We start from the raw sequence: 15237 nt of genomic DNA, 5'->3' as shown, positions 1-15237 counted from the left end.
GGGAACCTGAAACGCCATCAGTTCGCGCTCTCAACGCCTAACGAGTCACGCGGGTGCCTCTGGATGGTTTGGGCCGAAACGACCCCTCACAGCGGCATCCAGCGCTGTGACGAGTTACTTTCTTGGTGAGTGGCATGATTCGTCGGTGCCAAGTCTCTGCGCGGACGCAGAAAAGGGCCCCGCTCAGACGAATCTGAGCGGGGCCCTTTTGTGCGAGCGAGAGTGCTTAGGTGCCGAGCGTACCGAGGTACAGCCCGATCACTTTGGGATCGTTCAAGAGTTCACGCCCGGTGCCTTCGTAAGCATCCTTGCCCTGGTCAAGAACGTAGCCGCGATCACAGATCTGGAGACAGCGTCGTGCATTCTGCTCCACCATGATCGTCGTAACGCCAGCCTTGTTGATTTCTGAAACCCGGATGAACGCTTCGTCTTGCTTCACGGGCGAGAGGCCAGCGGATGGCTCATCGAGCAGAAGCACGTGCGGGTCCATCATGAGGGCGCGAGACATTGCGACCATCTGACGCTCACCACCCGACAACGAACCAGCGCGCTGTTTGAGGCGCGATTTCAGTTCGCTGAAGATGCTGGTGACGAACTCGAGACGCTCGTCATAGATCTTCGGGTTTTGGTAGAGCCCCATCTGGAGGTTCTCTTCGATCGTCAGGCTGGGGAACACGTTGTTGTTCTGTGGAACAAAACCAACACCGCGCGACACGAGCTTGTTCGCCTTGAGTCCAGTGATGTCATCGCCGTTGAGCGTGATTGAACCACCACGCACCTGCACTTGACCAAAAATGGACTTGAGCAGCGTTGACTTACCGGCACCGTTTGGTCCGATGATTCCAATGAGCTCGCCCGGGTTAGCGACCAGGTTGCAGTCGTTGAGAATGTTGACTCCGGGAAGGTAGCCCGCGGTGAGGTCCTTGACATGGACTACCGCATTCTCGGTGGGAATTGCGTTCACTTGCGGGGCTCCTTGCGCTTGGCGATCTTGGAGTCGAGTTCTTCAACCTCTGCTGCCATATCGATTGCTGCCGTGTTGAGCTCGCCTTCGATGCGACCGGTGACAACACCGAGGTCCACATCTTGGTGCGATCCCAAGTAAGCGTCGATGACGGCCTGATTCTTCATAACCTCGTCTGGCGGGCCTTCAGCAACAACCCGACCTTCCGCCATCACGATGACCCAGTCGGCAATGTGCCGAACCATGTGCATGTCGTGCTCGACGAAGAGCACAGTCATGCCCTCTTCTTTCAAGTCGAGGATGTGATCAAGCAGTGACTCGGTCAGAGCGGGGTTCACCCCAGCCATCGGCTCATCGAGCATCACGAGAGTCGGTTCACTCATCAGGGCGCGAGCCATTTCGAGTAGCTTGCGCTGCCCGCCTGACAGGCTGGCCGCGAAGTCTGATGACTTTGCATCGAGCTTAAATTTCTTGAGCAGCACCTCAGCGCGTGCCTCGATTTCAGCTTCTTGCTTGCGCCAGAGCCGAGGAATCATGCCGCGGAAAATGTTTTCCCCGATCTGATCCTTCGCGCCGAGCTTCATGTTCTCGAGAACGGTCAAGAGCCCGAGAGCTTTCGTGAGTTGGAACGTGCGCACTTGGCCGAGTCGAGCAACCCTGTGCGCGCCCATTCCGGCGAGAGCGTGACCGTTGAACGTCCACTTGCCTTCGTCTGGCTTGTCGAATCCCGTCAAGAGGTTGAAGAGTGTCGTTTTGCCGGCACCGTTTGGACCGATCAAGGCCGTAATCGCGTTGCGGGGGATCTCAATGTGGTCAACGTTGACCGCGGTGAGGCCACCGAATGTGCGACGCACTCCATCGGCAATGATGATCGGATCGACCTTGGCAACTCCGGGAGCGATATCGCCCTTGTGGAGCCCCGTCGTCTTTGCGCGTTGTACCGGTGCAGCCGGTGTGTCGTTATTTGACAAAGGTCAGCTCCTTCTTATTGCCGAGGATGCCCTGTGGTCGATAGATCACGAGCAACATCAGCGCCACACCCACAAGGATGAAACGCACCGTCTGCGACTGCGTTGTGGTCATGAACGGCAGCACGCCGATGTTGACCAGAGCGGGAAGCAGGTTGCTGAGCAGGGTTTGAACGCCCCAGAAGATCACCGAACCAATAATTGGTCCGAAGATTGTGGCAGCACCACCGAGCAGTAGTGCGGTGTAAACGAAGAACGTCAGCGACGTCACATAAACACCGGGGTTCACCGAGGCAGGGAGGGCGTAAATGATTCCACCCATTGCACCGAAGACACCACCGAGCATGAGCGACTGCAGCTTGTAGGAGAACACGTTCTTTCCGAGGGCGCGCACGGCGTCTTCATCTTCACGGATTCCCTTAATGACGCGGCCCCAGGGGCTGCGCATGACTGACCACAGGATGAGTGCTGCGAGAGCAAGGATGACGATTCCGAAGATGCGCACCCACCAGCCGTTCGCGTTGTACACCCACGGGCCGAAGCCGTAGGTGCCATCGGGGATCGGGTTGAACGCTCGGAAACTGGCGTGGTAACCGCTGAGTCCATCGGCCGAGCCGGTGTACTTGTCGAACGTTGTGGTCAGGAACAACAGACGCACAACTTCAGCAGCAGCAATCGTCACGATCGCGAGGTAGTCACCGCGCAAACGCAGCGTGGGGATTCCGAGGATGAGGGCGAAAATGAGCGAGCCACCGACACCGACGAGCATGCCTCCCCACCACGGGAAACCAAAGGTGAGGATTGAGATCGCGTAGCCATAGGCGCCGATGGCCATGAAGGCCGCCATACCCATGTTGAGCAGTCCGGTGAAACCGAAGTGCATAGCAAGACCGAGTGCCGCGAGGGCGTATCCGATGGTTGCTGGTGCAATCAGTGATGACCCGGTGTTGGAGAGAATTTGCAGAATATCCATGAGCGGCCCCTAACCTATTCTCTCTTTTCGACCCAGGATGCCCTGAGGTCTGAACAACAAGATGACGATGAGCACGACTAGGGCACCCACATACTTCAGGTCGGATGGAATGAAGAGGCTCGAGGTCTCAACGAGGATTCCGACGATGATCGAACCAACCAGGGCACCGAACGCTGTGCCAAGTCCACCGAGGGTGACCGCCGCGAATACGAGCAGCAGGATCTGCGCACCCATGTCCCAGCGGATTCCTGGTCGGAAGTAAGCCCACAGCACGCCAGCGAGACCGGCCATTGCTGCTGCCAAGATCCACACGACCCGAACAACCTGGTCGACATCGATACCGGATGCGGCGGCCAATGACGGGTTGTCGGAGACGGCCCGAGTAGCTTTACCAATCTTGGTCTTCACCAACCACCACGCGAAGATGCAGATCACGACGATGCTGACAACCATGCTGATCATGTTGGTCTGGCTGAGCGACACCGATCCGAAGAGGGGGATGTCTGGGGAGTCAGAGCCGGGCAGTTGCTCGGTTCCGCCACCGCGGAAGTACTGGAAGGTGTAGCGAAGTGCCAGCGAGAGGCCGATGGAGACAATCATCAGCTGGACGATTCCTACGCCCTTCTTGCGCAACGGTTTCCAGAGACCCGCGTCGAGCGCCCAGCCAAAGCCGGCGCTCAATAACACCGCTATCGGTATGGCAAACCAGACGGGTTGACCAAGGTCGACCGACACAATCAGTGCCATCACCGCGCCAAATGTCACCATTTCTGCGTGAGCGAAGTTGGAGAGACCTGTAGTTCCGTAGACGAGCGAGATGCCAATTGCGGCAAGTCCGAGCATGAGCCCGAAGTTGAGGCCATTGACAATGCGCTCGACGAACTGGTCGAAGAAGCTGGTGACGTTGCGTTCACCGCGCCCGATAAAGAAGTTCATGACTGTCGAGCCACTCGGGCCGATCATCGCTTCTTTAACGTTTGGGGTGTCGTCTGCACCAGTCTCATCTATCACTGCGATGCCGTCTGGCAGTGTCGATTCATCTAGCGTGACGCTGAACTCGTCACCGTCGGGTACGCCAACTTTCCATTGACCATCAGCATCAGTCTCAACTTCAACCTCGTAGCCACCACCAGAGATGGTGAGCAGCACACCTTCGAGAGGCACACTTTCGAGTTTGACGTTACCGATGATGCTGTTGTCGTATTCGTCGACATTAACCTCGTCGGCCATGGCGGGCATGGCCATCAGAGAGAAGGCAGCGGAAAGAGCAACGATGAGTGCGACGAGCACTCCCCGTCGATTTTTCCGCCGCGTGCGGCGATATTCCGCTGTGTTCACAGGACCTCCAGGAAGGGACCCAGCCGGGATCAAGAATCCCGCGGGTTCTGACGTGTCTACGGCATTGAAGACACCGGCCGATTGTGTCTGACATACAAATGCTTGTCAGGTACAAAGCGGTGAAGCCATTATGCGGGGGAATGTTCTCGCAGGAAACCCGTTAATATTGATTGGCCGCAGATTTAACACAAGATCGCCGGTTTCACGCTCCTGGTGCAAGGAAGATTTAACATGGAACAGCCTGACCCCTTCGGCTTTGTCGGACTCACCTACGACGACGTGATGCTCTTACCCGGTCACACCGATGTGATTCCGAGCGATGCTGACACCAGTTCACGTCTTACCCGCAGGATTCGGCTGTCTTCGCCCCTCATTTCGTCGGCAATGGACACCGTCACCGAGGCCAGAATGGCGATCGCGATGGCCCGAAATGGTGGCCTCGGAGTGCTTCACCGCAACCTCTCGATCGACGATCAGGCCGCCTTCGTTGACAAGGTCAAGCGCAGCGAATCCGGCATGATTACCAATCCGGTAACAACTACGCAACAAGCCACCCTTGCGGAAGTTGATGCTTTGTGCGGTCAGTTCCGAATTTCGGGAGTACCCGTAATCGAGGAGGACGGAACCCTCGTGGGAATCGTCACCAACCGCGACATGCGTTTCATCGAACCAGAGGACATGGACTCAACGCTGGTGCGCGATGTTATGACGGTGATGCCCCTCATTACCGCCCCGGTCGGTATCGACCGCGACGGCGCTATTGCACTCCTCAATCAGCACAAGATTGAGAAGCTGCCGCTCGTTGACGACAGCGGCAAGCTCATCGGCCTCATTACTGTCAAAGACTTTGAGAAGACCGACCAGTACCCCAACGCGACAAAAGATGACGAAGGTCGACTCCGAGTTGGCGCAGCCATCGGTTTCTTCGGTGATGCGTGGGAACGTGCTGAGCGACTCCGCGATGCCGGCGTCGATGTGATTGTCGTTGACACCGCAAATGGTGAGTCAGCTGGAGTCATCGACATCGTCCGACGGATGAAAGCTGATTCCTCCTTCGACGCTATTGACGTGATCGGCGGCAACGTCGCTACACGTTCCGGAGCGCAGGCACTTATCGACGCGGGTGTCGATGCCGTGAAGGTTGGTGTCGGGCCCGGCTCGATCTGCACTACCCGCGTTGTTGCTGGTGTCGGGGTTCCACAGGTTACGGCCGTCTACGAGGCATCGTTGGCCGCTCGACCAGCCGGAATCCCGGTGATCGCCGACGGTGGCCTTCAGTACTCCGGAGATATTGCCAAGGCACTCGTAGCCGGGGCAGACACTGTCATGCTTGGTTCTCTGCTTGCTGGTACCGATGAGAGCCCTGGTGATCTCATCTTCCTTAATGGAAAACAGTTCAAGAGCTATCGCGGCATGGGTTCACTCGGTGCGATGCAAACACGAGGCAAGAAGACCTCGTACTCGCGTGACCGTTACTTCCAAGCGGATGTTCCTTCCGACGACCAGCTGATCCCCGAGGGCATCGAAGGCCAGGTCCCCTATCGCGGCCCCGTCTCCACGGTGATGTACCAGTTGCTCGGCGGCCTCCGCCAGTCGATGTTCTACACGGGTGCCCGCACTATCGATCAGCTGCAAACGAAGGGCAAGTTCGTGCGGATCACTGCCGCCGGGCTGAAAGAATCGCATCCCCACGACATCCAGATGGTTGTTGAGGCACCGAACTACCGTCGCTAGAACCTCAGCGCGCGCCGCTAGGCGGAGACGTCGCGACGGTTGAAGACGACTCCGCCGAGCACGAGCACGACGGCGGAGATGCCGAAGATGAGCCCGAGGGAGCCCCAGTCGGCTCCCTCGCTCAGTGGAGAGTTGCCGAACGCCCAGTGGTACGGCGAGAGGTTGTGCAGCCATTCGACGTCTGCGCTTTGGTTGCCGAGTGAGTTGAGGATGTACCCGAGCAGGGCGATTCCGGCTGCCGCCGCAGAGGCAAAACTCCGACGGCCCGTGATGGCGCCAACGGCGAGCCCACAGCTGGCCGCGAGCACTCCCAAGCCGAACAGCGCCAAGCATCCGCCGATCACACGGGCAGGCTCAAGGTCGATCCCGGAGGAGTCGTTGAGCGCGAGAATTAGTAGCGCCGAAACGACACTGAGCCACAGCAGTCGCAGGATGACACCGAGACTGCGCTCGACCATGATCTGCACACGGGAGACACTGTGGGCAAGGGTGAGTTCGAGCGAACCGGATTCTTCGTCGCCCGCAATCGCCGCCGAGCTCCAGAGCGTGGCGGCGATGGTGAAGAGGACGAATCCGATCAGGCCAAGGAATGTCGCCTGCACGTAGCCAGCTCCGCTTGTGAGGTCTTCGAAGCCGAGAGTGCTCGCTAGGCCTTCGGGGAGGGATTTGATTACTTCGTCAAAGCCCGCGTTGTCGCCCGAGAATGAGGAGTAGAGCGGCACGTAAAGAAATATGGCTCCCGTGATTCCTGCCGTCCAGCCCAGTAGCCCTCGCCACGAGTCCGCAAGGTTGCGGCGCGTGAGGGGCAAAATACTGCGGGTCATGTTCTCGCTCATTTGTTTGCCTCATTCGAGTAGAGGTCGATAACCGACGATTCGAGATCTTGCTCTTCCACCCGCAGGTCGACCACGTGGAAGGGGGCGATGGTCTTGACGAGAGCGTCGATGTGTCCCTCGACGGTGCCAGTGACCTGAATCAGCTCGCCATCAGCGACGGTGAGGTTGTCGAGTTGCGGCAGGGCAAGCAAGGCGGTGCGGATGTCGTCGGCTGCGGCATCCGTGAAGTCGATGACGACACGACGGATGGCGCTCGCTCGCAGGCTGGCGACGTCACCAACTTTCACCACGGTGCCGTTGCGGAGCACCGCGACTTGATCGGCAGCGTTCTGGATTTCGCTCAAGACGTGAGAGCTGAGGAACACGGTTTGGCCTTTGTGTTGGGCTTCGCGCACCATCGAGAGGAATTCTTGTTGCACGAGCGGATCGAGACCGCTCGTTGGTTCGTCGAGTACGAGCAGCTTGGGCTCATGCATGAACGCCTGCACGAGGCCGAGCTTCTGCTTGTTGCCTTTGGAGAGGGTCCGCACGTGGCGGGTGAGGTCGAGCCCCAGCCGTTCAGCGAGCGAGTCGATGCGGCCTGGCGCAACGCGGCCGCTGATTTCGGCGTAGTGCTTGAGCAGTGAGCGACCAGTGACGCGGCCCTCGAGGAGAAGTTCGCCCGGGAGGAATCCGATGTCGCGGCGCAATGCAGCACCACCAGCGATGGGGGACTGGCCGAGCACGGTTGCGCTGCCGGAGGTGGGGCGAATGATGTCGAGCAGTAGCCGCATCGCGGTCGTCTTGCCGGCACCATTGGGGCCGATCATGCCGAACACGCTGCCGGTTTCTACGGCGAGATCCACACCGTCGAGGGCAGTGTTTTTGCCGTAACGCTTGGTGAGCGCCTGAGTTTCTATGGCGTAGGTCATGGGTGGGGCGGAGCCCGGTCCTTCCTAGGAGGGAGTCGTTGAGGGGGTGTGCGTGCTGGAGGGAGCCTCGCTGGCCGGAGGATCCGCATCCGGGTCATGCACGTGTCGCGGTGGCGGTGATGCGGCTTGCGAGGCGGCGTGCGAAGCGGCGCGGGACGCATCAAGGGCCGTGCTGTCGGTGTAGATGCCGTGGGTATAGAGCTCGAGGGCAGCATTGCCCATGCGGCTGAGACTGTCGAGACTGAGTTGCCCGCTGCCGAGACTGCGGGCGATGTGACTTTGCAGCGTGAGAGTCGACAGGCTGTGGGTGACGAGCAGTATGGCGCGGGCGTGTTCGTCGGCGCTTGGCGTGACGGCTCCGCTGGCAACTCCCTCAAGGAGCATGGTGTGGGACATGGCGACGAAGCGGTCGAAAAGGTCTGCCCCGGCGACAGAATCGTCGGTGAAGAGGCGGCCTAGATAGTTGAGCCACGGCTCGAATTTGGGGAGGTCGGCGTACCACTCGCTGACTGCCGCACTGATGTCTCCTTCGCCGAGACCGGCTTTGCGGTGGGTGACCTCGCTGATGATGAAGTCATCGCACGCGGCTTTGAGCTCGCGCATGCTTCCAAAGTGGTGGATGACGAGGCCGGCGCTCACTCCTGCTTCAGTCGCGACAGCGCGGGCGCTTGTCGCGGCGAACCCGTTCTGCCCGATGAGTCGAATCGCGGCGTCGCGGATGCGCGCTTTGGTGGTGGAATCATCGACTCTTGAACGCATGTTTAATAAACTAAACGTTTGTTCAATGGCTGTCAATCGCTGGCCGGGTAGGCTAGAGCAGTGAATGATTTCGAGATTGGCCGCGCCAAGCGCGCTCGCCGCGTCTACTCCTTTGATGACATCGCTATCGTGCCGTCGCGCCGAACGCGTGATCCTCGTGATGTGTCGGTGAGCTGGACGATTGACGCCTACACCTTTGATATCCCCGTTATCGCGGCTCCCATGGACTCCGTTGTATCACCAGCGACCGCGATCACGATGGGCAAGCTCGGCGGGCTTGGAGTGCTCGACCTCGAAGGTCTCTGGACCCGTTATGAGAACCCCGAGCCAGTGCTCGAAGAGATCCGTCACCTGCCGGCCGATCAGGCAACGGCGCGCATGCAGCAGCTCTATGCCGAGCCGATCAAACCAGAACTCGTCACTCAGCGTCTCGCCGAAATCCGTGAAGCCGGAGTGCCCGTCGCTGGAGCACTCAGCCCACAGCGCACGAAAGAACTCCACCAGACAGTTCTTGATGCTGGCGTCGACCTGTTCGTCATCCGCGGCACGACCGTGAGCGCTGAGCACGTATCTAAGTCAAGCGAACCCCTCAACCTTAAAGAGTTCATTTACGAACTCGATGTTCCCGTCATCGTCGGTGGTGCTGCTAGTTACACCGCAGCACTCCACCTCATGCGCACCGGTGCTGCCGGAGTGCTCGTCGGCTTCGGCGGCGGTGCGGCAAGCACCACACGCTCGAGCCTGGGCATCCACGCTCCCATGGCAACCGCAGTCGCCGACGTTGCTGGTGCACGCCGTGACTACATGGATGAGTCCGGCGGCCGCTACGTTCACGTGATCGCCGATGGCGGACTCGGCACAAGCGGCGACATTGTGAAAGCAATTGCGGTCGGTGCCGATGCCGTCATGCTTGGCAGCACACTTGCGCGCGCTACGGATGCCCCGGGCGGCGGATACCACTGGGGTCAAGAAGCGCACCACTCCGAGCTCCCTCGCGGCAATCGTGTCGAGGTTGGCCAGCTCGCGCCTCTCGCCGAAATCCTCAACGGACCGTCGTCGCACCCGAATGGCCAGTCCAACCTGATTGGTGCCCTGCGTCGCTCAATGGCAACAACTGGCTACTCCGACCTGAAAGAGTTCCAGCGGGTCGACGTCGTTGTGGCTCCCTACAACACCCTGTAACGCGCAGTCACGGTGAGCGCTGCGGCAACACGTTCACAGCCAGAGATCAGCCGCACGCAAGAGGATTTATGAATGGCTAAACCCCAAGCGAAATCCCAGACAGCAGCACTGAGCGCAGAACAGCGCGCGAGTGCAATCGCCGCGCTTCGTGAAAACGAACTCGACATTCTCGTGATCGGTGGCGGCATCGTCGGCACGGGCAGTGCGCTGGATGCTGCGACGCGCGGGTTGAACGTCGGCATGGTTGAGGCCCGCGACTGGGCTTCTGGCACGTCAAGTCGATCGTCGAAGTTAGTGCACGGCGGCATCCGCTATTTGGAGCAGCTCGACTTTCGACTCGTTCGCGAAGCTCTCAAGGAACGCGGATTGCTCTTGCAACGGATTGCACCTCATCTCGTGCGCCCGGTGCGTTTTCTCTATCCCGTGACGAAGCCGATCTTCGAGCGGCTATATATCGGTGCGGGAATGTTGCTGTACGACATCCTCAGTTACTCCGGGGGACGACCTCCCGGCGTTCCGCATCACCGGCACCTGACACGACAGCAAATGTTACGAGCGGCACCGAGCCTGCGCTCGGATGCCTTCCGCGGCGGGCTCACTTATTACGATGCCCAAGTCGACGACGCACGATATGTCTCAACGCTCGCGCGCACCGCAAGCTTCTATGGCGCCCACGTGGCGAACCGAGTTCGGGTCGAGAATTTCGTGAAAGTCGGCGAGCGCGTAGTCGGAGTCATGGCGCACGATCTTGAGACCGGCGAGAAGTTCGAGATCCGCGCTAAGCAGGTGGTGAATGCGACCGGCGTGTGGACTGATGACACTCAAGCAATGGTCGGTGAGCGTGGACAGTTCAGAGTGAGGGCGTCTAAAGGCGTTCACTTGGTCGTGCCTCGCGATCGGTTCCAGTCGAAACTCGGCCTACTGCTGCGCACGGAAAAGAGCGTTCTTTTCGTCATTCCGTGGGGCCGGCACTGGCTCATCGGAACGACAGACACCGACTGGGATCTTGACAAAGCGCACCCGGCGGCTACCGCAGCCGACATCGACTATTTACTTGAACGCGTCAACAAAGTGCTCGCCGTGCCGCTGACTCGCGACGACGTCGAGGGTGTATTTGCCGGATTGCGGCCTCTGCTCGCGGGAGAGTCAGACCTGACCTCCAAGCTCAGCCGCGAGCACATTGTGACTCACAGCGTTCCAGGGCTCGTTGTTGTCGCTGGCGGTAAATGGACGACCTATCGAATCATGGCGAAGGATGCCGTGGATGCCGCGGTGGATGCGCTCGATGGCAGGATCTCCCCGAGCATCACCGAAGATGTCGCGCTGCTCGGCGCTGAAGGGTATCGGGCTGCGTGGAACAAACGCTCCACTCTCGCCCGCACCTTTGGTCTTCACCGCTCTCGCGTTGAGCACCTTCTCAATCGGTACGGAGTGCTCGCCACTGAAGTGCTCGAACTTGTTCGTAGCAACCCGAAACTGGCAGAGGCACTCCCGGGCGCCGATGACTACATTGCGGCCGAAGTTGTTTATGCGGCCAGCCACGAGGGTGCGCTCCACCTCGACGACGTGTTGGCTCGTCGCACTCGTATATCGATTGAGGCATGGGACCGTGGCGTGTCGGCGGCCCCGGTCGCGGCAGAGCTCATGGCGAATGTATTGGGGTGGGACTCCGCGAAGACAACGGTTGAAGTCGAGCGCTATCTCCAGCGGGTTGAGGCGGAACTTGCGAGCCAGAAGCAGCCAGATGATGAGTCGGCTGATCGGGTGAGGCTCGAAGCACCAGATATCGTTAGCGAGTGAGTACGACGGATTCTGCGCCAGGAGCACAAGGCACGACACCAGTGGCGGCTGCGCCGGTAGCGCCAGCAACGATGTGGCAGATTGCACGTCGCCCGCGCTGGATTGGTGCTCTCGTGCTCGCGCTGGTCATAGCGTCTAGTTTCGCCGCGCTTGGCCAGTGGCAGCTCAGCCGGAGCCTTGAAGGCGGCGAGATCACCGAGCAACAGAGTGAGAGCCTTGTCGCCCTCGATTCAGTGGCGAAGGCTCAAGATCCTTTGGCGTCGGCCACGACCGGTCAATCGGTGAGCTTCAGTGCAGAGCTCGTGGCTGGCGACTACGTGGTGCTTTCGGAACGGCGCAACACCGCCGGTATGGGTTACTGGGTCGTAGGTCATGGCGTTGAGCAGAGTGGGGCAAGCATCGCTATCGCGCTCGGGTGGGCTCCTTCTCTGGATGCTGCGGCATCCGCCATTGCTCAACTGGAGGCTTCGTCGCCTCAGTCGACGTTCACCGGCCGTCTGCTGCCAACCGAGTCACCGCAACAGTCCGATTTCGAGTCGGGAGTGCGCAGCGCCCTCGCGGTGTCGGAGCTGGTCAATCTGTGGGAGGACGTTCCGGCGGGAACCTATGGTGGCTACGTCGTCAGTTTTGACGCACCCGCCGGGCTCGAGGCCATCGATTCACCGCCACCGTCGACAGAGGTTTCCCTCAATCTGCTCAACGTGTTCTATGCCGTCGAGTGGGTTGTCTTCGCTGGCTTCGCCGTCTTCCTGTGGTACCGCCTCGTGCGAGATGTGTGGGAAGAAGAGCGCGAAGAGTTGGAGCCCGACGCGGCCGTAGACTAGAGCTATGGCTCTTGGTCCCCGGCTTTCTGATTTTCCGCGCATTCGTCGCACCCTGTCTTTCTACAAGGTCTCGTCGATCATTACTGGCAGCTTCTTGCTTGTGCTCTGCCTCATGATGGTGTTCCGTTATGGGCTCGGTGGAGACATCGAGCTGAACGGCCCGGCAGGGTTTGTCACACTCACGCCGAAAGAGTTGGTGCAGGGCATCAACGTGTCGACGATCATCCTGATTGTTCACGGCTGGCTTTACGTCTTTTATGTTGCCGCTGACTTTGTGCTCTGGCGCCTGTCGCGTTTCTCGTTCTTGCGGTTCTTGTACATCGCCCTTGGTGGTGTTATTCCGCTTCTGTCGTTCTTTCTTGAGCGCCAGGTTCCTCGTTTCGTTGAAGCGAAACTTGCCCGTATTGAATCCGCTGCAGCCGTGAAAGCGGCGGGCGCTGACTCCGCAAAGGCTTCCGCATGACCGATTCCTCGGCCACTTCCGCAGACACGAACGCTCGCCCCGTTCTCGTTGTTGACTTCGGCGCGCAGTACGCCCAGCTGATCGCACGTCGCGTGCGCGAGGCGAACGTGTATAGCGAGATTGTTCCTCACACCATCACTGCGGCAGAGATCGCCGCCAAGAATCCGGCCGGCATCGTGCTGAGCGGTGGACCGTCGAGTGTCTATGAGCCGGGTTCGCCCGACCTCGACCCGGGCATCCTGCAGCTCGGCATTCCTGTCTTCGGTATTTGCTATGGCTTTCAGGTTATGGCCCGTCAGCTCGGCGGCACCGTCGCCAAGACCGGGTTGCGTGAATATGGCGCCACCGACATGACGGTTCAGGGCGACGGCGGTTCACTCTTGGGCGAGCAGCCGAACAAGCAGACGGTCTGGATGAGCCACGGCGACGCTGTGACGGAAGCGCCAGCCGGTTTTGATGTTCTTGCCAGTAGCGAAGCGACCCCGGTTGCCGCGTTCGCGAGCAAGGAGCGCGGACTTTATGGAGTGCAGTGGCACCCTGAGGTGAAGCATTCCGAATTCGGCCAGAGCGTGCTTGAGAACTTCTTGCACGATGCTGCGGGGATCCCTGCTGACTGGAACAGCGGAAATGTGATCGCTGAGCAGGTCGCGCGCATCCGTGAGCAGGTAGGTTCGGCACGCGTCATTTGTGGCCTTTCGGGTGGAGTTGACTCTGCTGTCGCTGCCGCGATTGTGCACGAGGCTGTTGGCGATCAACTTGTCTGCATCTTCGTTGACCACGGCTTGCTGCGTCAGGATGAGCGCCGCCAAGTCGAAGAGGACTACGTCGCCTCGACCGGTGTGCGCCTTGTCACCGTCGATGCTGTTGACCAGTTCATGGATGCTCTCGCCGGAGTCACTGACCCCGAGACGAAGCGCAAGATCATCGGCCGCGAGTTCATTCGCAGCTTCGAGAATGCTGCTGAGGCACTCGTGCTCGAAACACAGGGCAGCGACGAGACCGTGAAGTTCCTCGTGCAGGGAACTCTGTACCCGGATGTCGTCGAAAGTGGCGGAGGAACCGGAACCGCCAACATTAAGAGCCACCACAACGTTGGTGGGCTCCCCGAAGATTTGCAGTTCGACCTGGTCGAGCCACTGCGCACACTGTTCAAGGATGAGGTCCGCGCGATCGGTCGCGAGCTGGGATTGCCGGAGGTCATTGTTGGCCGCCAGCCATTCCCTGGCCCCGGTCTCGGCATCCGCATTATCGGTGAAGTCACTTTCGAGCGTCTTGAACTACTGCGCAAGGCCGACGCGATTGCGCGCGCCGAGCTGACCGCTGCTGGCCTCGATGACACGATCTGGCAGTGCCCGGTCGTGCTTCTCGCCGATGTTCGTTCGGTGGGAGTGCAGGGCGATGGTCGCACCTACGGTCACCCAATCGTGTTGCGCCCGGTCTCATCTGAGGATGCGATGACCGCCGACTGGACTCGGTTGCCGTATGACGTGCTCGCGAAGATTTCTAACCGCATCACCAATGAGGTGGATGGCGTGAACCGCGTGGTTCTCGACGTCACGTCGAAGCCCCCAGGAACGATTGAGTGGGAATAGCCCGCTAACGACAAAGCCCCCGTCACCCGGCTAATGCCGAGGTGACGGGGGCTTTGTCGTTGCTCTACGGCTATTGCTAGTCGCGAGTGAGCGCGAACATGCGCAGCAATTCGAGGTACAGCCAGATTACGGTGACCATGATGCCGAAGGCACCCTTCCAGCCGAAGACGCGGGGTGCACCATTGGCGGCACCCTTCTGGATGAAGTCGAAGTCGAGAACGAGAGAATATGCCGCCATGATTACGACGAGCACACCCAGAATGAGGCCGAAAGGGATGCCGAAAATTTCAGCACTGCGAAGCCCGAAGGCGTTATCGGTGGCACCGGTGAGCATCATCACAACGTTCACGAGCGAGAAGACGACATAGCCGATCATCGCAATCATGAAGACCTTCGTGGCCTTCTTCGATGCTCGGATCTTGCCGCTAGCGAAGAGTGCGAGCGTGACGCCGACAACAACGATTGTCGCAATCACAGCCTGCGTGACGACGCCGTCAAAAGCATTTTCGTAGAACCGCGAGATGCCGCCGACGAAGACACCCTCAACCGCGGAGTACGCGAGCACGAGTGCGCCAGATGGCTGCTTCTTAAAGATGTTGATGAGGGCGAGTACGAAGCCCACGAGCCCGGCGCCGATCCAGAGCAGCGGCATGTCGGCGATCCAGCCGATAGCTGCACCGACGAGCAGGAGCGCGAAGGCTCCAACGGTCTTGGCAATCGTGTCTTCAACGGTCATGACATCACTGGAGGCGGGGGCCGACTCCTGGTTGTACATGTCGTTGAGCTGCTGGTTGGATACCTGGTTCGCTACGGCGACTCCGCCGCGCGAGCTAAACGCAGCATCGCGGGAGAAAGCGGGGTTATTGAGTGCCATGATTCCTCTGTTTGGTGTG

The 15237-nt window shown here is 59.7% G+C and carries 14 protein-coding genes; 6 read left to right on the top strand and 8 right to left on the bottom strand.

Annotated elements, in window-relative coordinates; genetic code table 11:
• Window positions 1–226: 226 nt before the first annotated feature.
• The 4 genes from ACOH1Z_RS05265 to ACOH1Z_RS05250 are packed head-to-tail and all read right to left on the bottom strand — an operon-like array spanning window position 227 to window position 4195.
• A complete protein-coding gene (locus tag ACOH1Z_RS05265; protein WP_449647410.1) occupies window positions 227–964 on the bottom strand; it encodes an ABC transporter ATP-binding protein in 738 nt (245 codons plus the stop codon).
• Window positions 961–1935, bottom strand: a complete 975-nt coding sequence (locus tag ACOH1Z_RS05260) for an ABC transporter ATP-binding protein (RefSeq protein ID WP_449647409.1) — start codon at window positions 1933–1935, stop codon at window positions 961–963. Before ACOH1Z_RS05260 ends, ACOH1Z_RS05265 begins: the two co-directional genes overlap by 4 nt.
• Window positions 1925–2905 (bottom strand): branched-chain amino acid ABC transporter permease, encoded by a 981-nt coding sequence (locus ACOH1Z_RS05255; RefSeq protein WP_449647408.1) that lies wholly within the window; start codon window positions 2903–2905, stop codon window positions 1925–1927. The genes ACOH1Z_RS05260 and ACOH1Z_RS05255 overlap by 11 nt, the downstream gene beginning before the upstream one ends.
• 9 nt (window positions 2906–2914) lie before the next feature.
• Complete coding sequence (locus tag ACOH1Z_RS05250; protein WP_449648202.1) at window positions 2915–4195, bottom strand: branched-chain amino acid ABC transporter permease; 1281 nt, start codon at window positions 4193–4195, stop codon at window positions 2915–2917.
• 279 nt (window positions 4196–4474) lie between these two features.
• On the opposite strand from ACOH1Z_RS05250, the gene guaB reads away from it, so the two are divergent.
• A complete protein-coding gene (gene guaB, locus ACOH1Z_RS05245) occupies window positions 4475–5977 on the top strand; it encodes an IMP dehydrogenase (RefSeq protein ID WP_449647407.1) in 1503 nt (500 codons plus the stop codon).
• Between the two features lie 17 nt (window positions 5978–5994).
• On the opposite strand, the gene ACOH1Z_RS05240 is transcribed toward guaB, so the two are convergent.
• The 3 genes from ACOH1Z_RS05240 to ACOH1Z_RS05230 are packed head-to-tail and all read right to left on the bottom strand — an operon-like array spanning window position 5995 to window position 8483.
• Window positions 5995–6813: an ABC transporter permease subunit gene (locus tag ACOH1Z_RS05240; RefSeq protein WP_449647406.1), complete on the bottom strand. Its 819-nt coding sequence runs from the start codon at window positions 6811–6813 to the stop codon at window positions 5995–5997.
• Window positions 6810–7724 (bottom strand): ABC transporter ATP-binding protein, encoded by a 915-nt coding sequence (locus ACOH1Z_RS05235; protein ID WP_449647405.1) that lies wholly within the window; start codon window positions 7722–7724, stop codon window positions 6810–6812. The genes ACOH1Z_RS05240 and ACOH1Z_RS05235 overlap by 4 nt, the downstream gene beginning before the upstream one ends.
• Window positions 7725–7748: 24 nt before the next feature.
• The gene (locus ACOH1Z_RS05230; protein WP_449647404.1) at window positions 7749–8483 is read right to left on the bottom strand and encodes a TetR/AcrR family transcriptional regulator; all 735 of its coding nucleotides are present in this window, start codon (window positions 8481–8483) and stop codon (window positions 7749–7751) included.
• Window positions 8484–8543: 60 nt separating this feature from the next.
• Here ACOH1Z_RS05230 and ACOH1Z_RS05225 point away from each other — a divergent pair, with 60 nt between their 5' ends.
• The 5 genes from ACOH1Z_RS05225 (at window position 8544) to guaA (ending at window position 14344) form a co-directional block, all read left to right on the top strand.
• A complete protein-coding gene (locus tag ACOH1Z_RS05225) occupies window positions 8544–9665 on the top strand; it encodes a GuaB3 family IMP dehydrogenase-related protein (protein ID WP_449647403.1) in 1122 nt (373 codons plus the stop codon).
• Window positions 9666–9737: 72 nt separating this feature from the next.
• Window positions 9738–11465, top strand: coding sequence for a glycerol-3-phosphate dehydrogenase/oxidase (locus tag ACOH1Z_RS05220; RefSeq protein ID WP_449647402.1), 1728 nt, complete (start codon window positions 9738–9740; stop codon window positions 11463–11465).
• Window positions 11462–12289, top strand: a complete 828-nt coding sequence (locus ACOH1Z_RS05215) for an SURF1 family protein (protein ID WP_449647401.1) — start codon at window positions 11462–11464, stop codon at window positions 12287–12289. Before ACOH1Z_RS05220 ends, ACOH1Z_RS05215 begins: the two co-directional genes overlap by 4 nt.
• A gap of 4 nt (window positions 12290–12293) precedes the next feature.
• Window positions 12294–12752, top strand: coding sequence for a DUF3817 domain-containing protein (locus ACOH1Z_RS05210; protein ID WP_449647400.1), 459 nt, complete (start codon window positions 12294–12296; stop codon window positions 12750–12752).
• Window positions 12749–14344 carry a glutamine-hydrolyzing GMP synthase gene (gene guaA / locus ACOH1Z_RS05205; RefSeq protein ID WP_449647399.1) on the top strand — a complete coding sequence of 532 codons (1596 nt, stop codon included), beginning with the start codon at window positions 12749–12751 and terminating at the stop codon, window positions 14342–14344. The genes ACOH1Z_RS05210 and guaA overlap by 4 nt, the downstream gene beginning before the upstream one ends.
• Window positions 14345–14420: 76 nt before the next feature.
• Here guaA and ACOH1Z_RS05200 read toward each other — a convergent pair whose 3' ends face one another.
• Window positions 14421–15218, bottom strand: coding sequence for a Bax inhibitor-1/YccA family protein (locus ACOH1Z_RS05200; protein ID WP_449647398.1), 798 nt, complete (start codon window positions 15216–15218; stop codon window positions 14421–14423).
• Window positions 15219–15237: the final 19 nt, after the last annotated feature.

This window comes from Rhodoglobus sp., from assembly GCF_053580035.1.
Note: the sequence above shows the minus strand (reverse complement) of the source record. Positions and strands in the feature narration are given on the sequence as shown.

Coding starts and splice junctions, on each gene's coding strand:
- ACOH1Z_RS05255 (WP_449647408.1), bottom strand. CDS start 2,905: ATGGATATTCTGCAAATTCTCTCCAACACCGGGTCATCACTGATTGCA.
- guaB (WP_449647407.1), top strand. CDS start 4,475: ATGGAACAGCCTGACCCCTTCGGCTTTGTCGGACTCACCTACGACGAC.
- ACOH1Z_RS05240 (WP_449647406.1), bottom strand. CDS start 6,813: ATGAGCGAGAACATGACCCGCAGTATTTTGCCCCTCACGCGCCGCAAC.
- ACOH1Z_RS05235 (WP_449647405.1), bottom strand. CDS start 7,724: ATGACCTACGCCATAGAAACTCAGGCGCTCACCAAGCGTTACGGCAAA.
- ACOH1Z_RS05230 (WP_449647404.1), bottom strand. CDS start 8,483: ATGCGTTCAAGAGTCGATGATTCCACCACCAAAGCGCGCATCCGCGAC.
- ACOH1Z_RS05220 (WP_449647402.1), top strand. CDS start 9,738: ATGGCTAAACCCCAAGCGAAATCCCAGACAGCAGCACTGAGCGCAGAA.
- ACOH1Z_RS05210 (WP_449647400.1), top strand. CDS start 12,294: ATGGCTCTTGGTCCCCGGCTTTCTGATTTTCCGCGCATTCGTCGCACC.
- guaA (WP_449647399.1), top strand. CDS start 12,749: ATGACCGATTCCTCGGCCACTTCCGCAGACACGAACGCTCGCCCCGTT.
- ACOH1Z_RS05200 (WP_449647398.1), bottom strand. CDS start 15,218: ATGGCACTCAATAACCCCGCTTTCTCCCGCGATGCTGCGTTTAGCTCG.